22 protein-coding genes are annotated in these 21,151 nt (G+C 62.8%); 4 read left to right on the plus strand and 18 right to left on the minus strand.

The genetic code is table 11. The features are described from left to right. Window positions 1-47: 47 nt before the first annotated feature. Window positions 48-878, minus strand: coding sequence for a DUF4198 domain-containing protein (locus N5J29_RS01370; RefSeq protein ID WP_049452571.1), 831 nt, complete (start codon window positions 876-878; stop codon window positions 48-50). 26 nt (window positions 879-904) lie between these two features. Continuing rightward, window positions 905-1,234, minus strand: coding sequence for a TonB-dependent receptor (locus N5J29_RS01375; protein WP_223025135.1), 330 nt, complete (start codon window positions 1,232-1,234; stop codon window positions 905-907). A 46-nt stretch (window positions 1,235-1,280) separates the two neighbouring features. Here N5J29_RS01375 and N5J29_RS01380 point away from each other — a divergent pair, with 46 nt between their 5' ends. Further along, window positions 1,281-1,469 (plus strand): arginase family protein, encoded by a 189-nt coding sequence (locus tag N5J29_RS01380; RefSeq protein WP_187756563.1) that lies wholly within the window; start codon window positions 1,281-1,283, stop codon window positions 1,467-1,469. Between the two features lie 29 nt (window positions 1,470-1,498). Here the strand turns inward: N5J29_RS01380 and N5J29_RS01385 are convergent, their stop codons facing one another. From N5J29_RS01385 to N5J29_RS01445, 13 genes are all read right to left on the minus strand, one after another. Continuing rightward, a complete protein-coding gene (locus tag N5J29_RS01385) occupies window positions 1,499-2,050 on the minus strand; it encodes a DUF305 domain-containing protein (RefSeq protein ID WP_031269107.1) in 552 nt (183 codons plus the stop codon). 74 nt (window positions 2,051-2,124) lie between these two features. Beyond that, the gene (locus N5J29_RS01390) at window positions 2,125-2,400 is read right to left on the minus strand and encodes a hypothetical protein (RefSeq protein ID WP_005413412.1); all 276 of its coding nucleotides are present in this window, start codon (window positions 2,398-2,400) and stop codon (window positions 2,125-2,127) included. Window positions 2,401-2,428: 28 nt separating this feature from the next. Further along, the gene (locus tag N5J29_RS01395; protein ID WP_219625521.1) at window positions 2,429-4,750 is read right to left on the minus strand and encodes a copper-translocating P-type ATPase; all 2,322 of its coding nucleotides are present in this window, start codon (window positions 4,748-4,750) and stop codon (window positions 2,429-2,431) included. A 61-nt stretch (window positions 4,751-4,811) separates the two neighbouring features. Next, entirely contained in the window at window positions 4,812-5,741 is a 930-nt protein-coding gene (copD, locus tag N5J29_RS01400) for a copper homeostasis membrane protein CopD (RefSeq protein WP_017354978.1), read from the minus strand. A gap of 10 nt (window positions 5,742-5,751) precedes the next feature. Continuing rightward, a complete protein-coding gene (copC, locus tag N5J29_RS01405; protein WP_005413416.1) occupies window positions 5,752-6,135 on the minus strand; it encodes a copper homeostasis periplasmic binding protein CopC in 384 nt (127 codons plus the stop codon). A gap of 178 nt (window positions 6,136-6,313) precedes the next feature. Continuing rightward, window positions 6,314-6,664, minus strand: a complete 351-nt coding sequence (locus N5J29_RS01410; RefSeq protein WP_012480213.1) for a four-helix bundle copper-binding protein — start codon at window positions 6,662-6,664, stop codon at window positions 6,314-6,316. Between the two features lie 70 nt (window positions 6,665-6,734). Beyond that, entirely contained in the window at window positions 6,735-7,100 is a 366-nt protein-coding gene (locus tag N5J29_RS01415; protein WP_019184727.1) for a DUF411 domain-containing protein, read from the minus strand. Between the two features lie 173 nt (window positions 7,101-7,273). Next, window positions 7,274-7,819, minus strand: coding sequence for a nuclear transport factor 2 family protein (locus N5J29_RS01420; protein ID WP_223224792.1), 546 nt, complete (start codon window positions 7,817-7,819; stop codon window positions 7,274-7,276). Beyond that, on the minus strand, window positions 7,803-8,573 hold the full coding sequence (locus N5J29_RS01425; protein WP_005413420.1) for a cytochrome c: 771 nt from the start codon (window positions 8,571-8,573) through the stop codon (window positions 7,803-7,805). The genes N5J29_RS01420 and N5J29_RS01425 overlap by 17 nt, the downstream gene beginning before the upstream one ends. A gap of 12 nt (window positions 8,574-8,585) precedes the next feature. Further along, window positions 8,586-9,857, minus strand: a complete 1,272-nt coding sequence (locus N5J29_RS01430) for a copper resistance protein B (protein WP_164152049.1) — start codon at window positions 9,855-9,857, stop codon at window positions 8,586-8,588. Further along, complete coding sequence (locus N5J29_RS01435; RefSeq protein ID WP_046935492.1) at window positions 9,854-11,722, minus strand: copper resistance system multicopper oxidase; 1,869 nt, start codon at window positions 11,720-11,722, stop codon at window positions 9,854-9,856. The genes N5J29_RS01430 and N5J29_RS01435 overlap by 4 nt, the downstream gene beginning before the upstream one ends. A 113-nt stretch (window positions 11,723-11,835) precedes the next feature. Further along, window positions 11,836-12,255: a transcriptional regulator CopL gene (gene copL, locus N5J29_RS01440; RefSeq protein WP_012480218.1), complete on the minus strand. Its 420-nt coding sequence runs from the start codon at window positions 12,253-12,255 to the stop codon at window positions 11,836-11,838. A gap of 174 nt (window positions 12,256-12,429) precedes the next feature. Continuing rightward, window positions 12,430-12,756, minus strand: coding sequence for a helix-turn-helix transcriptional regulator (locus tag N5J29_RS01445; RefSeq protein WP_012480219.1), 327 nt, complete (start codon window positions 12,754-12,756; stop codon window positions 12,430-12,432). A gap of 151 nt (window positions 12,757-12,907) precedes the next feature. Between N5J29_RS01445 and N5J29_RS01450 the strand changes: the two genes are divergently transcribed. Next, complete coding sequence (locus N5J29_RS01450) at window positions 12,908-13,666, plus strand: hypothetical protein (protein WP_279924085.1); 759 nt, start codon at window positions 12,908-12,910, stop codon at window positions 13,664-13,666. Between the two features lie 20 nt (window positions 13,667-13,686). On the opposite strand, the gene N5J29_RS01455 is transcribed toward N5J29_RS01450, so the two are convergent. Further along, window positions 13,687-14,739 (minus strand): DNA-binding protein, encoded by a 1,053-nt coding sequence (locus N5J29_RS01455; RefSeq protein ID WP_164152740.1) that lies wholly within the window; start codon window positions 14,737-14,739, stop codon window positions 13,687-13,689. A gap of 274 nt (window positions 14,740-15,013) precedes the next feature. Between N5J29_RS01455 and N5J29_RS01460 the strand changes: the two genes are divergently transcribed. Together N5J29_RS01460 and N5J29_RS01465 are read left to right on the plus strand one after the other, a co-directional pair. After that, complete coding sequence (locus N5J29_RS01460; protein WP_154350813.1) at window positions 15,014-16,594, plus strand: AAA family ATPase; 1,581 nt, start codon at window positions 15,014-15,016, stop codon at window positions 16,592-16,594. Next, complete coding sequence (locus tag N5J29_RS01465) at window positions 16,572-17,669, plus strand: UvrD-helicase domain-containing protein (RefSeq protein ID WP_012480224.1); 1,098 nt, start codon at window positions 16,572-16,574, stop codon at window positions 17,667-17,669. The genes N5J29_RS01460 and N5J29_RS01465 overlap by 23 nt, the downstream gene beginning before the upstream one ends. Before the next feature lie 15 nt (window positions 17,670-17,684). Here N5J29_RS01465 and N5J29_RS01470 read toward each other — a convergent pair whose 3' ends face one another. Together N5J29_RS01470 and N5J29_RS01475 are read right to left on the minus strand one after the other, a co-directional pair. Then, window positions 17,685-17,960, minus strand: a complete 276-nt coding sequence (locus tag N5J29_RS01470; protein ID WP_019184735.1) for a hypothetical protein — start codon at window positions 17,958-17,960, stop codon at window positions 17,685-17,687. Then, window positions 17,957-21,148 carry a CusA/CzcA family heavy metal efflux RND transporter gene (locus tag N5J29_RS01475; protein WP_021201905.1) on the minus strand — a complete coding sequence of 1,064 codons (3,192 nt, stop codon included), beginning with the start codon at window positions 21,146-21,148 and terminating at the stop codon, window positions 17,957-17,959. The genes N5J29_RS01470 and N5J29_RS01475 overlap by 4 nt, the downstream gene beginning before the upstream one ends. Window positions 21,149-21,151: the final 3 nt, after the last annotated feature.

The raw sequence follows: 21,151 nt of genomic DNA on the forward strand, positions 1-21,151 counted from the left end.
GTCATGACTGGCGTCAAAGGGGAGAGTACCGCCTACATGCTTACTTATCAGTGCCCGGCGTGCGGGGAAATCTCAAAGCTCAGCGACGCCCGATCCGACACAAAATCCAAACCCTTTTGTGTAGAGGGCACCATGTGATTGGTGTGGATGTACCAGGTCTTGGCGGTGGTCACCTGGAAACTGGCTTGGCCTTGGGCATCGGTGCGCAGGAGCGTAGCGCTACCGTGCCCACCCTTGACCGGTGCGTCAGCACGATGACCGACGTACACGCGTAGGTTGGGCACTGGCGTGCCCTGCTGCAGCACCTGGAACGACAGCTGTTCGCCGACCTTCACGCTTCCAGGATTGCGGGCCAAGCGGATCTCCAGCGGATAGCCCAGCGAGGCAGCGAAATCGTCGGTCAGTTTTGTGCCCACCTGTCCAATGGTACGAGCATGCTTGGTATAGCTATAGGTGACCCCTTTGGGAAACTTGCTCGCATCATAGGTGGCCAGGGTATCGGGCAAGTCTTCCAACTCCAGGTACTTGCCGAACTCGCTGGCCGTACGCGTGCTGGTGGAGGCCATCGTCGAGACCCCCAGCAGATAGGTGCCCTCGCCCGCCGGATGCACGGTGAGCTGGCTCTGCTTGCCGACCTCTTTCCAACTGGCCAAGTCCGGTGCAGCCTTAGCGCCGCCCTGACTCAGCGAAACGTCCTGTAGACGCGCTCGGGTGACTGCACCTGCACTTTCATCGAAGGTGCCATTGTTCACCAACGCTGTGTTCGCCTCGCCCGCTGCGGTGCCAGGCTTGGAGAAAGCGACAAACAGGTCGTGCGCACCGGCACTGCCGGCCACAGCGAACAGCAGTAGTGTGGCGGATAGTTGCGTGTTTCTCATGATGTGTAGCTCCTCGTGATCGTGGCTTACCAGTGGTAACCAAAGCGGACATTCCAGCGACGACCCAGCAAGTCGTACGTCATGGTGTCGGTGTCGGTGTTGGGGTTGTTCTTCACGAACGGCGCCTTCTTATCGAGCACTTTTTCAACGCCGGCGGAGATATCCCACTTCTTCTTGATGCCGTAGCTCAGTTGCAGGCTGTGGTACACCACGCTGGACACATGCGAGCCGATCGTGTCGGGCACGGCGATGATGTCGTCCGCGCTGCCGATGTACTGCGCCGAATAGACGCCGGTCCAACGGTTCTTGCCCATACGCAGTGAGCCCAAGCCACGCCACTGGGTGTAGCTACCCAAGCCGCTGGTGATCTTGCCGGCGTACTCAATGGTGGTGGCCCCGGGCGTGAGCGCCCCCAACCCACGCGGGGTGAGTCTGGAGGTCCTGGAAGCCCTGCTGGATCTGGTCATGGCCTCGGGCAAGGTACGTGTGGTCGACGTGGCGGAACTGTGTCCGCCCCTGGATCCGGATCAAGCCACCGCACGTGTGGCCGCGCGTTTGATCCACCGAATGGTCAGTGCGCAGGCTCAGTGAAGTGATATCGGCTGGCAAAAGGCAGTGAGCTAATGGGAACGCTCAGCCAGCAACTGCTTCATTTGCGCGATCTCCTGTGTCTGCGAGGTAATAATGTCCTGGCAGAGCTTCACCAACTCAGGATCCTTCAGACGATTCTCCTCACACATCAGGATGGCGCCAGCGTGGTGGGGAATCATCGAACGGATGAACTGTTTGTCAGTGACCGCTGCTTGAGTGCGAATGCCCCACCAGCAGAACAGCATGAACGCCACCGTCAGACCAGCCAGAATCAGATTGCGTCGGCGATCGGGGTACATGCTGGACATTAGCCACAGCTCGATCAGCAGCATGGGAGCGGCCATCAGGCCCGCCATGTAGAACTGGTTCACGTTGTTATAGACGTTAGCCCACTGATCGACCATTGCGTACATCAATGCGTACATGGCCACGAAAGACAGGCCCATCATCAACAACAGGCGGCCGTAATGGCCTTGATGCCCTTGTTGTGCCTGGTGGGCAGGTTGGTGTGAGGCGTGCGGTTTTGCGTGCTGGGACTGCGGGTCTTGCGCGTTTTCGTGCGTACCGTGCGAAGAGGACATAACAATCTCCGTGGGAATGGCAGAACGGCGGAAGAACCCGCGAACTGTTGGAACAGCTCCCGGGCTGAGAACACTTACATACCCTTGCCGGCAGCGAATTCCTGCGGGCTCAGCTTGCCATCTTTGTTGCTATCGAGCATGCCAAAGTGCGGCGCCAGCTTGTGCTTGGCCAGTTCTTCCTTGGACAGCGAGCCGTCCTTGTTGGCATCGAGCTTGGTGAAATCGGCATCGGCCGCCGCCGGCTTGTGCTGACCGTGGTCGGTGGTGGGCGTGGTGGTCTGGCCGCCGGCGAAGGCCGCGCCCGCCATCAGGAACAAGGCCATCATCGAGAGGGAGGCATAACGCTTCATTGCAGTACTCCTTGTGGGATATGAGCCATCAGTGACAGGAATGGCCGCGCGCAGGCTCATCGGCGCGGTCAGGGTGGGGGGTGGCAACAACGGTGGAGCCGGACAAACGCAGGGCATTGGTGACCACCGAAACCGAGCTCAGGCTCATGGCCAGGGCCGCCATCATCGGACTGAGCAAAAGGCCGAAGCTGGGATACAGCAAGCCGGCGGCGATAGGCACGCCGATGGCGTTGTAGACGAAGGCGAAGCCCAGGTTCTGCTTCATATTGGCCACCGTCAAAGACGAGATGGCACGGGCTTGCACGATGCGCCTCAAATCACCCTTGACCAGGGTGAGCTGGGCGCTGGACATGGCCACATCCGTGCCCGTCCCCATCGCGATGCCCACATCGGCTGCCGCCAGGGCCGGCGCATCGTTGATGCCATCGCCAGCCATGGCCACGCGACGACCTTGGGCTTTGAGTTGCTGGACCAGGTCGGCCTTGTCCTGCGGCTTGACGCCACCACGCACATCCTCGATGCCCAGCGTGCGCCCCACGGCCTCGGCCGTCGCCTGTGCGTCACCGGAGGCCATCACCACGTGCAGGCCATCGGCACGTAGCAGGTTCAAGGCAGGCAAGGTCGTGGCTTTGATGGGATCAGCCACCGCAATGGCGCCGGCCAACCGACCATTGACCGCCAGGAACATCACGCTAGCGCCTTCTTTCCGAAGACGCTCGGCGCTGCTTTGCAAAGGTGCTACATCGGCGCCAACCGACGCCATCAGGCTTTGGTTGCCGAGCACGACATCCTGATCGGACACGCGCCCGCGGACGCCTTGGCCGGTGAGCGAATCAAAATCTTGGGCGGCCACCAGGTTCAAGCCACGTCGCTGGGCTTCAGCCACGATGGCCTCGGCCAAGGGGTGCTCACTGCCCTGCTCCAAGCTGCCGGCCAAACAAAGGATCTGATCGGCGTCGAAGCCGGCGTTGGAGAGCGTGTCGCGAAAGGCTGGACGCCCCTCGGTCAACGTACCGGTCTTGTCCACGATCAACGTGTCGATCAGACGTAGCTGCTCGATCGCCTGAGCATCGCGGAACAGGACCCCGACCTGCGCAGCGCGGCCAGTGGCGACCATGATCGACATGGGGGTAGCCAAACCCAAGGCACACGGGCAAGCAATGATCAGAACCGATACGGCATTGAGGACGGCAAAGGTCCAGGACGGTTCGGGTCCAAACAGACCCCATCCGAAGAACGTGAGCACCGCCGTGGCCAGCACGGCCAGGACAAACCAGTACGCCACCTTGTCCGCCATACGCTGCATCGGCGCGCGGGAGCGCTGGGCTTGGGCTACCAACTGCACAATCTGCGCCAGTACCGTCCCGGATCCGACTTTGTCCGCCCGGATGACTAAGGCGCCCGTCCCGTTGAGCGTGGCGCCTATAACGTGATCACCGACAGCCTTCTCCACCGGAATGGGTTCACCGGTCAGCATCGACTCATCGACACTGGCGCGGCCTTCGATGACTTCCCCATCGACCGGCACCTTCTCGCCCGGTCGTACGCGAAGCAGATCACCCACGTGCACGTGATCCAGCGCAACGTCCTCTTCGCCCCCATCGGGTTTGACGCGGCGAGCCGTCTTGGGCGCCAATCCCAGCAGGGACTTGATGGCCGCCGAGGTTTTGGAACGCGCCCGCAGTTCCAGCAGCTGTCCGAGCAGGGTGAGCGAGACGATGACCGCTGCCGCCTCGAAGTAGACCCCTACCCGTCCATGCTCGCGGAAAGAGTCCGGAAACAGGTCCGGTGCCACGGTGGCCACCACGCTGTAGCCAAACGCGGCGGCCACGCCGATGCCGATCAGCGTCCACATGTTGGGGCTGCGATTGCCGATGGACTGTAGGCAGCGCTCAAAGAAAGGCCACCCCGCCCAGAGCACCACCGGGGCGCTCAGCACGAGCTCAATCCAGGTGCGCGCCTGCGTGGACAAGCCGGGCAGACGGTGTCCCAGCATGGCCAAGACCAGGACGATCAACGTCAAAGGCAACGTCCACCAGAACCTTCGGGTGAAATCGCGTAACTCTGGATTGTCGTCCTCCTCCAGCGAGGGCATCTCCGGCTCCAGCGCCATGCCGCAGATCGGACAGGTGCCGGGACCTGGCTGACGAATCTGCGGATGCATCGGGCAGGTGTAGACCGTGGCGTGGGTACCGCTGGGTTGGGCCACCGCTGCTGGGGCGGTCACTTCAACTTGCTGGGGAGCATCGTCCGTATAGCGGACGGGATTGGTGATGACCCGTCCATCCGCAGCCTCGACAGGGGCTGCGCCTGCAGAATGGTGATGGTCATGGGACGACGGTGAGTTCATGCCGATGCTCGCTTTAGTGGGGATGGACTGCCAAGGCAGTGTGCCATTGCGGGTTACACAGCTATTCGGGGCTGAGCGTCCCGAGCACTGAAACAACAATCAGGATCAAGATGGCCAGCGCGGCCTCAGCCGTAACACTCTGCCGCAAAGCCCGCACCTCCTGCGCGGGATCTCCGCTGGTCAGCGCTCGTTCCAAGCGCGGCACCAGCGTCCATCGGTGCAGCGCTCCCAAACCCAGCATTCCAGCGAACAGGGCCAGTTTGAAAAGCAGCAACTTCCCGTAGGTGCTCTGGAACAGGGCCGAAAACGACCACGCGGTGAGATCCCCGTAGTGCGCGATGCCGGACACGATGAGCGCACCAACGAAGATCGTTCCCAGCGTCGAAAAACCATGCAGAAAGTCATGCGTTGATCGCAGACGCCCGCTGCCGTTCGTCTCTTTGCCGCGCAGCAGCATGGCAAGGAACATCAGGACCGCTGCGATCCAGCCGCCTGCCGCGAGAAGATGGACGATGCCTGCAGCAAGCCGGACCGCGCCTGCCAAGCCCTCGCCAGCGGCGGCGTGGCCGTTCCATGCCAGCGAAGCGAGTGCGCCGCCCGCCAGCATCGCCCCCAGCGGGAAGGCGGTCTCCACCTTCCCGCGGCGACGATGCCATCCGAGCACGAACATCAGGGCGACCAGCAGCGCGCCTCTCGCCATGGCTGCCCGGCCCGCGGACGTCTCGAGCAGATACCAGCCAAGCGATGCGCGATCAACCTCGGCAAGCGGCATTCCCATGATGCCCGCGGTCTTGAAGACGACATCGAGCCCGGTGAGCACGAGACCGGCTACGGCACCCGCCAATAGAACGCCCATGAGTGACCACCCGGCCAAGGCGTCGGCGAGTGCCGATCGACGCGACCCGTACCAACCGAAGAGTGGAACCCCGAAAAGAACCATGATGACAAGGTATTCCAAGAATCTCAGTGCATAAGCCGACAGGTCGAACATTCGCGACTCCTCAGCGCACCGTGAAGCTGAAGCTGCCCGGCATGGGGTGGTTGTCACCACCGACGGCGCGGTATTCCACGGTATAGACGCCCGGAGCCAGCGGTCCAGGCAACTTGGCACGCAGGGTCTTGCCGTTGTTGACGATCTCGGTCGTGAAATTCTCGATCGGCATGGTGGAACTGCCGTGCTTCATGAGCAACTTGAGACGCGACGCCCGCGGAATCAATGTCTCGTTGAACACGAGATCGATCTGGCCTGGCGAGGCCACCACCGCATTTGCCGCCGGTGTGGACTGCTGCAGCGCGGCGTGGGCGTGCGCGACCTGCAGCGAAAACTGCCCGGCCGCGATTGCGAGGACGAGCGCGAAGGAGCGAATGACGTTGGACGACTTCATATGGATAAATCCTCATTGGAATGTGATGCAAAGCCCGTTCGGGAGGGGCCGCGCTGTGTTCGATGCGACAAGCGTTAGATGTCGGACTGTCACTGAAACCACGATTTGTCGGATTTTCTTGATACTTCCGCTTTCGCGAGACGAGGATCCCACCGGCTCAGGCGGGATCCTCGACGCATTACGCTGCCATGGCGCTGCAGCTTTCCGCGCAGCGGCGACAAACTTCGGCGCAGCGCGTCATCTCAGGGTCGTTCATGGCGTCGCATGCATCGGCGCACTGGCGGCAGATCTCCGCGCAGGCACCGCAAACCACGTCGTGAACGCTGGCACCGCGCAGCATCGCGTCGGCACTGGTTGCGCAGGTATCGGCACACGTCGCCAACAGGGCGATGTGCTCCGGGGCCGCGTGAACACCTCCTTTGGTCAGGCAGTAGTTGATGGTCTCCAGGCAGATCGCATGGCATTGCGTGCAGTTGTCGATGCACTCGTTCATGGCCTGGGGCCGGTGTGCTGCGGAATGGTGAGTCATGTAGTTCTCCTTCTTCCTCGCGGGCGAGAATCGGCGCGCCCGCAACACCGTCCCCTGTTGCTGCGACGGATCAGTGCTGTGCGAACGGTTCAGTGGTTCCGTCGCGATGTATCAGCTCGACCGTGAACGGCTGCTGGCGTCCCTCCGGGACCTCCATGCCCGGAGAACCAAGCGGCATCCCTGGGAGGACCAGGCCGCGTGCGTTCGGCTTTTCTTCGAGGAGACGCTTGATGTCCGCGGCCGGAACGTGGCCTTCGATGACGTATCCGCCGATCTCGGCCGTGTGGCAGGAGCCCTTTGCATAGGGGACACCCAACCGCTCCTTGACCAGACCCAGGTCATCCATGTCGTGCACATCCACGGTGAATCCCGCCTTCTGCACGTGGTCGATCCAGACACCGCAGCACCCGCAGGTCGGGGTCTTGTGGACGGTCATGCGTGGCAGGGCTGCTGGAGTCGCGTCGGCTGATTGGACGACAACCTGTGCGGAGGGCGAGGTTGTGGGTTGCGCGGATGAAGCATCCTGGGTGCAAGCACCCAGACCAGCCACGGCAAGGACCACAAAAGTCAGACGGTGCAATGTGAGCGTAGTCATTTCAATCTCTCGACTCAGCGCTTGGTCCGCGAGGACCAGTGGATGTGGACGATCCGCCAGCCGTCCGCGGTCTCCTTCAGCACCATCGTCTCGTCGCTCTGGACGGTCAGTGGCTGGCCATCCTTCTGGGCATGCAACTCGCTTTCGGTTCCGACCCACGCGAACTCGCCAGCGGCTCGTGCGCGCTGACGGAGCAGCTGGCGATGGGCGCCCTTGAGGAACGCCGCATCGCTGACTGCGTGATGGCCCATGTATTCCTCGCGGCTGCGTTCGGCGCCCCCGGACTCGAGGATGAGAACGTCGGCAGCGAGCAGGGCTTCGACCGTGGCCAGATCGCCGCTAGACAGGGCCCTGTTGAAACGCTCCGCTACGGCGACCGCGGCCTCTGCAGTGACTGGGACGTCGACGTCCGCAGATGCCGCGGCAGCGGGGTGATGTGCGTGCGGCTGTGTCGCCTGCGCCATTGCGGGGGACACGACGGCCAGTGCCAGTGCGAGGGTGAACGAGATTGCTGTTGCGTTCATTGCGTGGGCTCCAAGAAGATCAATGGGGGTGCGCATGGCCGTCATCGGCCACGGGCGTGTGTGGTGCAGGGTGCGACTCCACCTTGCCGTCGGGATGGCCGTGGCTCACCAACCCGACTTCCGTGTCGCTGGGTGTCGGGCCGTGGTGATCGTCGTCCACGCCCGGCGGGTGCGCATGCGGCATGGAGTTGTTGCCCGGCTCGAATAAGGCAGGGTGATCCTCGGCCTTTTCGTCGTCATGGTGGCCTTGCGTCTCGCCGCCGCCATGCGAATGGCCCTCGCTGCTGTCGACAAGTTCCTTGTACGCAGTCGCGTCCAGCGTGGGCAACTTCTGCAGGAAGGCCGACATGTTCCATATGAACTCATCGTCCATGCTGCCGCCCCAAGCGGGCATGCCGCTGGCCTTGATGCCGTGCTTGATCACCCAGAACGCCTCAGCTGGAGCGACCGGCTGTTTGCTTAGGTTCGGTGGCGCGGGGTACAGGCCCTTGCTCATCTCGGTGGCCGCCGCGTCTGGTGAAAGATGGCAGGTCACGCACATGGCGTTGTAGTTGCCCGCACCCTGGCGGATACGCTCAGGATCATCAAGGTTCGTGGGTAGCTGAAGCTTGGCGGCGCGCACCTCAATGGAACGCTCGCGCGCCGTTTCAAGTAGCGCATACACCGGGCGACTATGCGGATCGTCGGCGGCCACGTTGTACACGCCCAGAGAGAGCGTGGCGGTTGCGACCACCGCAACCAATGCCACGCCGGCACCGAGCCATACCCACATCTTTTTGTTGGATTTCATTGTCAGTTCCCCTTAGAACCAGGTACGAAGGCCGATGACCAAGCGCGTGTCTTCAAAGGACTCGCCATGCTCGCGTCGCATGTCTGCGGTATTGCCAAACGCGCGCTCGTACACCACGCCGATGTAGGGAGCGAACTTTCGGGTGAACTCATAGCGAAGTCGTAGCCCCGCCTCAGCGGCACTCAGACCCGAACCTATCCCGCGCAATGGATCGTTCTTGCCATAGGCGGTGACTTCCACCAGCGGCTGCAAGATCAGCCGGTTGGTTAGCAGCAATTCGTACTCGGCCTCGACATTGGCGGCAGTCTGGCCCCCTTCGCCGAGATAGGCTGTGGCGGACACTTCGAACTTCATCGGCGCCAAGCCCTGTACACCGATAGCGGCGAAGTTCTGCGATGCCCCAGGCTTGAAGTCATGACGCACACCGGCCACCACATCCCACCACGTGGAGATACTGCGGCCGTAAAGCACTTCCAGATCAGCCGACTCGGTCTGACCATCCGTGCGTTCGCCTTCACTGCGGAGCCAGACGCGATTGAGGTCCGTACCGATCCAGCCCTGGCCCTCCCAGCCCAGCCCGGTGCCCGGATCGGCATCCCAGGTTTCCAGGCGATTGAGCAGCACGTAGCTCTTGATCGAGTTGTCATGCACCGGATGCGCGTGTTCCGGCGCGATGGCCGCCTTGCGATCCGCGTCCGTCACCGCGGGTATCGGGGTGCGCGGCTGCGTTGGCGCTGCAGGCCCGTGTCCCATCTGACTGTGGTCCATGCCCTCCATTGATTGCATTCCCGCTTCTGGTGTAGCGGGCGCGGGCGAATCATGGCCCATCTGCGAATGGTCCATCCCCCGCATCGCAGGCGTGGCCGTGCCGGAGGTGTCGGCCGCCGCGGGCTGTGCCATCTGACTGTGATCCATGCCCTGCATCGACTGCGCCTGTGCTGTGGGCGCCGCAGGTGTGCTCGCGGGCGAGACGTGCCCCATTTGCGAATGGTCCATGCCCTGCATGGCAGGCTCGGCTGTTTTAGCCTGCGGCGCGGCGTGGTCCATCGCCGCATGATCGATCGTCGCTTCGCTCGTCTTGGCCGGTGTTGCAGGCTTTTGGGCTGGCGCAGGTTTTGATGTCGGCGCCTGATGTGCAGAGTGATCCTGAGTTTGGGTCTGCGCGCCCTGCTCCATCGGCATGGAGCCGTGCTGCATAGATTGGGCGCTGGCCGCATTGGCCAGGGCCAGCGAGATAGCCAGCGTCAGCGCAGTCAGGGTGGTATCGCGTCTATTGATGTTCATTCGTCGACCCTCACCGTGCGCATCATTCCGGCTTCCATGTGATAAAGCAGGTGGCAATGGAACGCCCAGCTGCCCAACGCATCGGCACGCACGCGATACGTGCGTCGGCTACCCGGCGGCATATCCACCGTGTGCTTGCGCACCATGAAGTTGCCGTTGTCGTCCTCCACGTCACTCCACATGCCGTGCAAATGGATGGGATGGGTCATCATCGTGTCGTTAACCAATACGATGCGCATACGCTCGCCGTAGTTCAGCCGCAGCGGCTCGACATCGGAGAACTTCTGACCGTTGAAGCCCCAGGAGAATTTCTCCATATGTCCGGTCAGATGCAGCTCGATCTCGCGACCGGGGTCGCGTCCGTCAGGGTCTTCAAAGGTGCTCTTGAGCATGGAATACGTCAGTACATGACGGCCGTTATCGCGCAGGCCATTACCAGGATCATCCAAGCGCGAACTCACGCTCATGGCCTGGTTGTCCAACAGGGGATTGTTGGTCTCGCTGGCAGGGTGTGATTGCATGCCCCCGTGCTGCATGCCTGCCATGGCACCATCGCCGGCGGCGGGCATCGCATGGCCTGCATGGGCCGAGGTCGCGTTACCGCTGGCAGGTGGGGTCATGCCAGGCATACCCATGGCCGCACCACAGCCGCCTTCCATGCCCTTGCTGCCGCCAGACATATCCATCGATCCATGATCCATGCCCATGTCTGCCATCGTCAGCAGCGGCCGGGGATCCACAGACGGAACGGGCGCGCGTAATCCTTCGCGCACGGCGAGCGTGCCGCTGACGTAGCCGGTGCGACCGGAGTCTTGGGCAAAGATGGTGAATGCGTCCTGCCCGGAGGGCTCCACGATCACATCGAAGGTTTCTGCTACCGCGATGCGGAACTCGTCGACGGAAACCGGATGGACATACAAGCCATCTGCTGCCACCACGGTCATCTTTAGCCCCGGAATACGCACATCGAAGTACGTCATGGCAGAGCCATTGATGAAACGCAGGCGCACCTTCTCGCCACTGCGGAACAAACCGGTCCAGTTGCCCAGCGAGGTCGTGCCGTTCATCAGGTAGGTGTAGGTGTTGGCGTTGACGTCGGACAGATCCGTGGGCGTCATCCGCATCACGCCCCACATCTTGCGATCTTCCAACGTGGCCGACAGGCCGTTGCGCTTCACATCGCGCGCAAAATCGCCGACCGTGCGCTTGTAGTAATTGTCATGGCCCGGCATCTTCTTCAAACGATCGAACAGGGCCGTCGGGTCCAGGTCTGTCCAATCGCTCAGCATCACGACGTAGTCGCGATCGAAGCTGAAGGGCTCCGGCTCCAATGGGTCGATGACGATCGGGCCATAGAGCCCGGCTTGTTCCTGGAACCCTGAGTGGCTGTGGTACCAGTAGGTGCCGCCCTGATGCAGGGTGAACCGGTAGTGGTAGGTCTCACCACGTCCGATACCGTCAAAGCTCAGGCCCGGCACGCCGTCCATGTTGGCCGGCAAAATGATGCCGTGCCAATGGATGGAGGTGTCCGCGCCATGGATGGAGTTAGCGGGCAATGCATTGGAGACACGCAGGTTGACCGTGGTGCCTTCCCGCCAACGCAGCAACGGCGCCGGAACGGACCCGTTGACCGTGATCGCGGTGCGGGTCTTGCCGGTGAAGTTCATCGGCGTCTCGCCAATGGTCAGGTCAAACTCGGTGCCCGATAGTACGTTGGGTTGTCCCGGGCCCTTGAGCGCCCAGCTGGCTTTGGGCCAGAAACCTAATCCTGCGACTGCGCCTCCCAAGGCCAAGCCCTGGACAAATCGCCGCCGCGAAGGCAGCAGCGGTCCACCGTGTGGACCACGAAAATCATCATGCGACATGAAAATGCTCCAAGCGTTGTGTTGCCACCGGCGGGCGGTGGTACAGAGCGGGCGGCTGGCCTAAACAGGCATGCAAGCCACACCAACGGCGCCATTGCGGCGCCTAGGGACGCTTAGCCGATCGGTGGTCGGATCAGATGAGGCAAGGCAGGTGCCGCATGCCCTAGGGGCAGCGGCATGACATCCAGGCCCAAGGCCAGTTGCACCGAAACATGCAGGCGCGCAGGAAGTGCGCTCGCGCAAGCGTGTACGCAGGCGCACCGGCACGCAGAAGACTTGCAACAGTCGGGACCGGCATGGTCGCCATGCCCAGTGCCAGCCTTTTCAATCGATGTGGCATCGGGATGATGCTCAGCACTGTGATGGGCGAAGCAGTCTTCGTCGACTTGCACCGCGGCAGCCACTTCGCTGGCCTGCTCTTCCATGACCGGGTTCATACTGACGGACGCAAACGCCGACCACGCGCCGTTAAGCACGAGCATGGCGATCAGGAACAGTCGCAGTAGAAGTGAGGAGGCTGACACGGGCGACAAGGTATATCACTTTAGACAAGGCGCGTGTGTATCGGTCGTGAACAAAATCTCAAGTAAGCCTGAGATGTCGCGACTTGTCAGTCGCACTAGCCGCGGACACTGCAGCTCCCTCCAGAAGCGCCCAAAGGACGGGTTGAGGCGAAGAGTTGCCCATAGGGCGAGCGCTTGTTCGGTTTACTTCTCGGGCGTGGCCTCGATCAGCTTCACCAACTCGCGCTTCTGCTGCTTGCTTAGCGAGCCCCAGCGCAGGAGCAACTTGGCCAGCAGATCATCGTCGGTGTAAAGGAAGGCGGCGGGGATCCCCAACGCTTGGGCCAACCGCTCAGCAATCTCCAGCATGGGCTCGTGCTTGCCACGCTCGTACTGGTTGATTCGGGGGCTGGCCACGTGAGGATCCAGACCGGCCCGGATGCCCAACTCCTTCTGCGACAAACCCGTGTGCAGGCGGGCTTGTTTGAGGCGTCGAGCGAAGGTCGGTGTTGAGTCGACGGACAAAGTCACGTCGCGCACCCCATGGAGACCCCATAAGGATGGCGGATGTACCCTGCCTTGCATACTAAGATATTCTTAGCTTTGAGGCAACCGGCGACACCGGTAGCGCCGCCCCCCCCCCCCTCAGGAGCCACGCCGCTCCCTCATCCCCGGAAACCGCATGCCCGGAACCTCGTCAATGACGCCATCTGGGGTCGCCAGCATCGAGGAGTTGGGCCTTCGTGGCACCCTTTTCCTAGCCGCACTGTTAGCCGCGCAGCTACGACGCCTACCGGTGGCGCCCACACGCCGCTCCACCTTGCTGGTGCTGGACACGCTGCGAGACTTGGCCTTGATCCAAGTTCCCTGGCCAGCGGATCGATGGCAGATCCGCCCCGATGCCGAGGTCACGCCCATCGAAGATCTGCAATGGGCTTTCGCCTGGTATACCCACGAGCGCAGGCACCTGCTCCCGGTGCTGGAAGACCAACTCGGCGATATGGCACACGATGTAGACTTGGCGGACGCGAAACTGGAGCTGTGGGATGAACTTGCACTCCGGGAGACCGAGCAGTTTCTGGAGCAGCAATTGCTCAAACATCACTTCGACCCAGGCTGGGCACGTGATGTGGGGTTCGCCTTTCAATCCGGACCGCGGGGCTTGCCGATCGCGCGGTGGCGTTACTGCTGCTGGGCGGCGGTACGCCAAGGTGCCTCGGTGGCGATGCGTCTTGGCGTGCACGACAGCGCCCATGTGCGGGAAGCCATCTTTCAGGAGGTCCAGAAGCGCCTGCGCTACCTGATGACCAGTTCGCCCGAGCAAGGCATGTTCAAGCCCTATCATTTGGCACCGGAGTCCTCAGTAGCCAAACTGTTTGTAGATTGGGTCGTCCCTATGGAATGGGCGTACTGGACAGGTGAGCGCCACCCCAGCCGCTAGCAGACAAACGAGCAGCCTCGTCAGTCGGCTCCCCCATCTTGCGCATGGCCGCGCCGAGTTTTCTTCACCGCATTTTGTGCTGGCGTCAGTTGACTCAGTAGAGGCTCTAGCGCTTCAAGACGTGCATTGGCACGCAACGCATCGGCTTCAGCGCTCTCGCGGCGCTCACGCTCCCGCGCAAGGGTGTCTTGAACTTGAGCTAGCTCGTTGCGCATGGTATCCAAGGTCTTGGCGTCAGTCTTCCAGCGCTCCTGCAGTGCCAAATAGTCCGTCGCGGTCTGGCGCAACGCCACGACCTCGCTGTGTTGGCCTTCGTGGGCCTGTCGTAGCTGGGCAAGCTCACGCTCAATCCGCCCGTGGCGCTCCAGCCATTGACCATTGTCGCGGTTCAGCACCAACAGCTCCTGATTCTTCGCGCCCAAGGCTTCATTGGCCTGACGTAAGGCTACTTGCAGCTCTTGGACCTGATGCTCGTGACGGCGAAGCTCTTGCTCACGCTGCTCTTTGGTTGAAGTGCGGTAGTGCTCAAGCGCTTCCCGGGCATGGGCATGCTTGTCCTCCAGAGAACGCGTATGCGCCTCATGATCAGCCAGCCGCACCGTCATGCCAGCGATGCGCTCGTTCAACTGGGCGATTTCCGCGATCCTGTCACCTAGATTCTGTTGAAGGAGGGCGTGAGCAGCCTGCTCTTGGTGCAGGCTTGATTCGGTGCGCTGCAGCCGACTGCTCAAGGCGGCAGCCTCCTCTTGGGCACCGGAAAGCGCCTGTTGCCGACTGTGGAGCTCAGCCTGATGGCGCTCACGCTCCTGGGTGAGGATGGCCTCTGCTTCCTCCTGGAGCCGCGAGGCCAAGCGCGCAACCAAGTCCTGCAAAGCATCACTAACGGCTACCGTCCTCGCCGGACCGCCGCCTTCCTCTCCTTCCAGTTCACGCAAGTAGCGGTGGATCGTGGTCTTGGAGCCCGTGTTGCCCAAGGCCACTCGCACCGCGTCGACTGACGGCTTCTTGCCTTGGGCCAGCAGCGCGTCGCGCGCCTTCTGGACGTCACTCTTATAGAGTCCTGCGCGCGCCATCGTGCCACCCCACTCTATTTCGTAATGTATTACATACCATGTAATTACATACTATTAAAGCAGGTAGACGACCGCTCGTCGGCGAAAATAGTTATACGGGATAATATTGAATTATCCCGCGTAAGGCGGATTCTGACCCTTCCCCGCGTCCCAAGCAGTACGAAACCGCCCAGGGCCGGCGATCGCTGGGTAGTATGGCCCAGAGCGGAAAGGAGGCCAGCCAGGGTGCAGGCAGGCTCCGCCACCGAGCCCGTTGGCCATCAAAGGACTGTGCATGCCGATCGAACGTATCGTCATCGACAACTTCAAGTCGTTTCGCCATCTGGACCTGCCCCTCAATGCCCACATGAACCTGGTGGTGGGCGACAACGAGGTCGGTAAATCCACCCTGCTGGAGGCCATCCACGCGGTGGTCACCGGCCAGCTGCATGGGCGCAATCTTGCCTACGAGCTCACGCCCTACCTGTTCCACCAGCCCATGGTGCAGGAGTACTTGGGAGCGCTTGCCACGGGCACGCCGGCCTCGCCGCCACGGATCTCCATCGAAGCCTATTTGGGCGCCGACGCCGCGCTGGCGTCGTTACGCGGCACCAACAACTCCCTGCGTCTGGATACCGCCGGCATCCGGCTGCTGGTCGAGCTCAACGACGACTACCGCGAGGAGTTCAACGCCTACCTGCAGCAGCACCAGGGCGCGGTCAGCCTGCCGGTGGAGTACTACACGGTGCGCTGGTACTCCTTCGCCAACAATGGCGTCACCGCCCGTAGTATTCCGTTCGACTCGACCATCATCGACACGCACGGCATCAAGACCTTGTCCGGTGCCGATCGCTATATCGCCGGCATCATCGAGCAGGCACTGACGCCTGCGCAGCGCGTCTCGCTGTCGCTGAGCTTCCGCCGCATGCGGCAGAGCTTTTCCGAAGAAGCGGATGTGGCAGCGATCAATGCCTACTTGACCGAGCACACCGGGGACATCAGCCACAGGGCATTGACGGTAGGCGTGGACACATCGCCGCGCTCAACGTGGGAAACCAGCCTGTCACCCTACCTGGATGAGCTCCCGTTCACCCAGGCCGGCAAGGGCGAGCAAAGCGCGGTGAAGATGAAGCTGGCGATGCACGCGGCCGGCGCGGCTCACGTGCTGCTGATCGAGGAGCCGGAGAACCATCTGTCCTATTCCAGCATGACCCAGCTGATCGACAAGATTGCGGCCCTCTCCACCGCCCAGCAGGTGATCATCGCCACCCACAACAGCTTCGTGTTGAACAAGCTGGGCGTGGACAACGTGATCCTGTTCAGCGCGCAAGGCCAGATGAAGCTGGACCAGCTGCCCAGCGATACCCACGACTATTTCATGAAGCTGCCGGGCCACGACACGCTGCGGTTGATCCTGGCCAAGCAGGCGATCCTGGTGGAAGGCCCTTCCGACGAACTGATCGTGCAGCGTGCCTACAGTGACCATCACGGCGTGGCGCCGATGGCTCACGGCGTAGACATCATTTCGGTCAAGTCGTTGGCATTCAAACGCTTCTTGCAGATTGCCGATCGACTGAGGATTCAGGCCAAGGTGATCACCGACAACGACGGTGATATCGCAGTTGTGCAAGAGCGCTATGCCGAGCACATCAACGCGATCTATTACGATTCCGACGAGAGCGCCCCTTCGCTGGAAGAGCAGCTGATCAAAGCCAACTCGCTGGCCGAACTCAATACCGTGCTGGGCAAGGCCTTTGCCGATGAGGTGGCGCTGCTCAAGTACATGAAGGGCCATAAGACCGATACGGCCTTGGCGATTTTCAATAGCCCGCACTCGATCAGGTTCCCGGACTATGTCCAGCGTGCCATCACCTAACCGGGTCCTGCTCTCGGCAGCCGGCTCGGGCAAGACCACGTTGCTGGTCCGGCAGGCCTTGGAGCGACCTGGGCGCCGCATCGCGATTGTCACCTACACGCTGGAAAACCTGGAAGAGATCCGGCGCTCGTTTGAGGCCCACGCAGGCGCGGTCCCCGCGCATGTCACCTTGCACAGCTGGTATGGCTTTCTGCTGCGCCAGTGCATTCGCCCGTACCAAGCTGCGCTTTGCCCTGAGCCTCGCATCGAGACCATCCTGTTCGTAGAAGGTGTCACCAACAACCGCGCCCCACGCACCCAGGTGGCGCGCCACTACCTGGCGGGCAACCGGATGTATTCGGACCGAGCGGCCGATTTCGCTGTGCGCTGCGATGAGCTGACCCAAGGCCAGGTCGTGGCGCGATTGGCGGCGATGTACGACGAGCTCTACATCGACGAAGTCCAGGATCTGGCCGGCTTTGATCTGGATCTGGTCGAACGGCTGTTGAAGAGCGAGATTGCCATCACGTTGGTAGGCGATACGCGCCAAGCCACGTATGCCACCAACTATGCGCAAAGGTACAGCCAATACCGTGGTCCGAATCTGGCAGCGCTGTTTCAGATTTGGGAGGCCGACGGCTTATGCCGGCTGGATCACCGCCTCACCAGTCTGCGCTGCGTCCAGGCCCTGTGCGATATGGCTGACACGCTCTATCCGCAGATGCCGCGGACCCAATCAGGCAATGGCGAGGTCACCGGACACGATGGCATCTACCTCGTCGCTCCAGGGGATGTGGCCGCGTACATGCAGGAGTTCGCCCCCACCGTGCTCCGGCATGACCGGCGGCAGGCGTGCGACGGACTGCCGGCGGTGAACTTTGGGCAGTGCAAGGGCCGCACCTACAGTCGGGTCCTCATCTTTCCGAACGGGCCGTTGACGCAGTACCTGCGCACGGCCGATGCAGCGCGTATCACCGCGCCGCCGAAATACTACGTGGCCTTCACCCGGGCGCGGCAAAGCGTGGCCTTTGTGTATGCCGGCGCGTGCGCGTTGCCGGGTCATCAGCTCTATGCGCCTGCCAGCGCAGACGCATAGAGCCAGGGGCTGCGATCACATCTTCTTTAACGGCGCCGCGGTGGGCGGCGGCGGTACCGGGCCCGGGTCGTTGAAACACAGCATGATCTGATCGATGCCGAATTGATCGGCCAGGACCTGGGCAATCACAGCATGCACCAGGTCCAGGTCGACCGAGGGCGCCGCGACCGTGATGGTGGCCGCGATCGCACGGCCATGCTCACCGGCGACCAGGCGCAGGTCGTCCACCGCTTTCACGCCCGGGTCGGTAAACATCGCCGCACGGACCTGTTCCAGGTTGAGCTCGTTCATGGGGACTCCAAAGCAGTGCTACCGGCGCGGGGAGCTCGGTCGCGATGCAGCCAACGATAGAGCACCGGCAGCACCAACAAGGTCAATGCGGTGGATGAGACGATGCCGCCGATGACGACAGTGGCCAGCGGCCGCTGCACTTCCGAGCCAGCACCGACATTCAAGGCCATGGGTAGGAAGCCCAGCGAGGCTACCAGGGCGGTCATCAACACCGGTCGCAGGCGTCCAAGGGCGCCGTCGCGCACAGCGTCGTCTAGCGGATCGCCCTGTTCGCGCAGACGGCGGATGAAGGCGATCATGACCAGCCCGTTGAGTACGGCCACGCCCGACAGCGCGATGAAGCCCACACCGGCAGAGATCGACAACGGAATCCCGCGCAGAGCCAGTGCCAGCACACCGCCGGTCAGCGCCAGCGGCACGCCACTGAACACAATGGCCGCATCCTTGGCCGAGCCGAAGGCCATGAATAGCAGAGCGAAGATCAACGCCAGTGTCACCGGAACGACCACGCCCAGGCGTTGGGTGGCCGAGATCAGCTGCTCGAAGGTGCCGCCGTAATCGATCCAGTAGCCCTCTGGAAGCGCGGCATCCTGGCCGATGCGTGTGCGCAACTCGCCGACGAACCCGCCCAGATCGCGCTCGCGCACGTTGGCGGTGATCACCACGCGGCGCTTGCCGTTCTCGCGGTTGATCTGATTGGGCCCGCGCTCTACCTGGATCTTCGCCACTTCCCGCAGCGGCACCGTGCGAGGCCCCCCATTGGCGCCGGCGGCCAGACGGCTGGACTCATCGACACTGGTGCTTGCCGGCAGCGGAATGGGCAGATCTGCCAGCACAGCGGGGTCTTGGCGCTGCGCTTCGGGCAGGCGCACGACCAGGTCGAAGCGGCGGTCGCCCTCGATCAACTGGCCGGCAACACTGCCCCCAATGGCGGTGGCCACCGTTTCCTGCACATCGCCCGGGTTCAGGCCATACCGTGCCAATGCCGCCGGATCTGGCGTGATGGTCAGCAGCGGCAGGCCGGAGACCTGCTCGGCCTTGACGTCTTCGGCGCCGGGGACGCTACGCATGACCCGCTCGACCCGGCTGGCCAGGCGCGTCAACTGGTCAAGGTTGTCGCCGTAGACCTTGACCGCCACGTCCGAACGGACGCCGGAGATCAACTCGTTGGTGCGCATCTGGATGGGCTGGGTGAACTCGTAGTTGCTGCCCGGGATTTCCTTGGCCGCCGCCTCCAGCTCTTCCACCAGCTCGGCCTTGGGCTTGCGCGGGTCGGGCCACTGGTCGCGGGGCTTGAGCATCAGGAAGGTGTCGGCCATCGACGGCGGCATAGGATCGGTGGCCACCTCGGCGGTGCCGATCTTTGAGAAGATGTTGGCCACCTCCGGGAACTGGGCCAGGCGCTTCTCCAGCGTTTCCTGCATGGCCACCGACTGCTCCAAGCTGGTGCCGGGAATACGCATGGGCTGCAAGGTGATGTCGCCCTCATCCAGGCTCGGCACGAACTCCGAACCCAAGCGGGTGGCCAGCACGCCACAGCCCACCACCAGCACGGCCGCGCCGGCCAGCACCACCACGCGCCGACGCAGGGCCCAATCCAGCAGCGGCGTATAACGGGCACGCGACCAGCGCATCAGGCGGTTGTCGTGCTCAGCCACACGGCCGCGCAGGAAGCTGGCGATCGCCGCCGGCACGAAGGTCAGCGACAACACCATGGCGCCGGTCAGGGCCAGCACCACCGTGATCGCCATCGGGTGGAACATTTTTCCTTCTACCCCGGACAGCGCGAAGATCGGCAGGTAGACCGCGGCGATGATGCCCAGGCCAAACAAGCTGGGACGGATCACCTCGGCGGTGGCCGAGGCGGTCAGGTCATAGCGCTCTTCATCGTTGAGCTGGCGGCCCAGCGCGTGCTGCGCCTCGCCGAACCGGCGCAGACAGTTCTCGATGATGATCACCGCCCCGTCCACGATCAGGCCGAAGTCCAGCGCGCCCAGGCTCATCAGGTTGCCCGACACGCCGCCACGCACCATGCCGATGATGGTGAACAGCATCGCCAACGGGATCACCGCCGCGGTGATCAACGAGGCGCGCACATTGCCCAGCAGCAGGAACAGCACCACCACCACCAGCAGCGCGCCCTCGATCAGGTTCTTGGACACCGTGCCGATGGTGCGATCCACCAGTGCGGTGCGGTCATAGACGGCCTTGGCATGGACGCCGGCAGGCAGGCTGGCGTTGGCGGCATCCAGCTTGGCCGCGGCCGCCTGGGAGACTTCCCGGCTGTTGGCGCCGAACAACATGAAGGCGGTACCGACCACGACCTCGTGGCCATTCTGGGTGGCCGCGCCCGTGCGCAGCTCCTTGCCTTCGCCCACGCTAGCGACGTCGCGCACCCGAATGGGCACGCCATCGCGCCGGTCCAGCACGATGTTGCCGATTGCCTCCAGATTGGCTAGCTGGCCCGGCACGCGCACCAGGAACTGCTGTCCGTTGCGCTCGATGTAGCCGGCGCCGATGTTCTGGTTGTTGCGCATGACCGCGGCGACCACGTCGTTCAACGTGAAGCCCAGCGCCACCAACTGAGCTGGATCGGGAGTGATGTGGATCTGCCGCTCGAAGCCGCCGATGGTGTTGACCTCGGTGACGCCGGGCGTGGTGCGCAGCTGCGGCCGGATCACCCAGTCCTGCAGGGTGCGCAGGTCCGTGGCCGTGTACGGGGTGCCGTCGGGCTTGCGAGCGTTGGGCTCGGCCTCCACGGTGTACATGAAGATCTCGCCCAACCCGGTGGAGATCGGCCCCATTTCCGGGTCCAACCCTTCGGGAAGCTGGGAGGCGATCTGCTGCAGGCGCTCGGCGACCTGCTGGCGGGCAAAGTACAGGTCGGTGCCGTCCTTGAAGACGACGGTGACCTGCGAAAGCCCGTAGCGCGACAGCGAGCGGCTGTAGTCCAGCTTGGGCAGACCGGCCATGGCCGTTTCGATGGCAAAGGTGACCCGTTGTTCGGCCTCCAGCGGCGAGTAACCCGGGGCCTGGGTGTTGATCTGGACCTGGACGTTGGTGATGTCGGGTGTGGCGTCAATGGAAAGGTGACGGTAGCTCCACACGCCCAGCGCAACCAGCGCAGCGGTGAGCACTAGCGTCAGCCAGCGATGGCGGATGGACAGCCCAATGAGGCGTTCGAGCATGGC

It is taken from the genome of Stenotrophomonas sp. GD03680 (assembly GCF_029844625.1).
Classification (GTDB): Bacteria; Pseudomonadota; Gammaproteobacteria; order Xanthomonadales; family Xanthomonadaceae; genus Stenotrophomonas; species Stenotrophomonas maltophilia_P.

What these genes read in the sequence shown, in the direction of transcription:
- N5J29_RS01370 (WP_049452571.1), bottom strand. Translation starts at nt 878, where the DNA reads ATGAGAAACACGCAACTATCCGCCACACTACTGCTGTTCGCTGTGGCC.
- N5J29_RS01385 (WP_031269107.1), bottom strand. Translation starts at nt 2,050, where the DNA reads ATGTCCTCTTCGCACGGTACGCACGAAAACGCGCAAGACCCGCAGTCC.
- N5J29_RS01390 (WP_005413412.1), bottom strand. Translation starts at nt 2,400, where the DNA reads ATGAAGCGTTATGCCTCCCTCTCGATGATGGCCTTGTTCCTGATGGCG.
- N5J29_RS01395 (WP_219625521.1), bottom strand. Translation starts at nt 4,750, where the DNA reads ATGAACTCACCGTCGTCCCATGACCATCACCATTCTGCAGGCGCAGCC.
- copD (WP_017354978.1), bottom strand. Translation starts at nt 5,741, where the DNA reads ATGTTCGACCTGTCGGCTTATGCACTGAGATTCTTGGAATACCTTGTC.
- copC (WP_005413416.1), bottom strand. Translation starts at nt 6,135, where the DNA reads ATGAAGTCGTCCAACGTCATTCGCTCCTTCGCGCTCGTCCTCGCAATC.
- N5J29_RS01410 (WP_012480213.1), bottom strand. Translation starts at nt 6,664, where the DNA reads ATGACTCACCATTCCGCAGCACACCGGCCCCAGGCCATGAACGAGTGC.
- N5J29_RS01415 (WP_019184727.1), bottom strand. Translation starts at nt 7,100, where the DNA reads ATGACCGTCCACAAGACCCCGACCTGCGGGTGCTGCGGTGTCTGGATC.
- N5J29_RS01420 (WP_223224792.1), bottom strand. Translation starts at nt 7,819, where the DNA reads ATGCGCACCCCCATTGATCTTCTTGGAGCCCACGCAATGAACGCAACA.
- N5J29_RS01425 (WP_005413420.1), bottom strand. Translation starts at nt 8,573, where the DNA reads ATGAAATCCAACAAAAAGATGTGGGTATGGCTCGGTGCCGGCGTGGCA.
- N5J29_RS01430 (WP_164152049.1), bottom strand. Translation starts at nt 9,857, where the DNA reads ATGAACATCAATAGACGCGATACCACCCTGACTGCGCTGACGCTGGCT.
- N5J29_RS01435 (WP_046935492.1), bottom strand. Translation starts at nt 11,722, where the DNA reads ATGTCGCATGATGATTTTCGTGGTCCACACGGTGGACCGCTGCTGCCT.
- N5J29_RS01450 (WP_279924085.1), top strand. Translation starts at nt 12,908, where the DNA reads ATGCCCGGAACCTCGTCAATGACGCCATCTGGGGTCGCCAGCATCGAG.
- N5J29_RS01455 (WP_164152740.1), bottom strand. Translation starts at nt 14,739, where the DNA reads ATGGCGCGCGCAGGACTCTATAAGAGTGACGTCCAGAAGGCGCGCGAC.
- N5J29_RS01460 (WP_154350813.1), top strand. Translation starts at nt 15,014, where the DNA reads ATGCCGATCGAACGTATCGTCATCGACAACTTCAAGTCGTTTCGCCAT.
- N5J29_RS01465 (WP_012480224.1), top strand. Translation starts at nt 16,572, where the DNA reads ATGTCCAGCGTGCCATCACCTAACCGGGTCCTGCTCTCGGCAGCCGGC.
- N5J29_RS01470 (WP_019184735.1), bottom strand. Translation starts at nt 17,960, where the DNA reads ATGAACGAGCTCAACCTGGAACAGGTCCGTGCGGCGATGTTTACCGAC.
- N5J29_RS01475 (WP_021201905.1), bottom strand. Translation starts at nt 21,148, where the DNA reads ATGCTCGAACGCCTCATTGGGCTGTCCATCCGCCATCGCTGGCTGACG.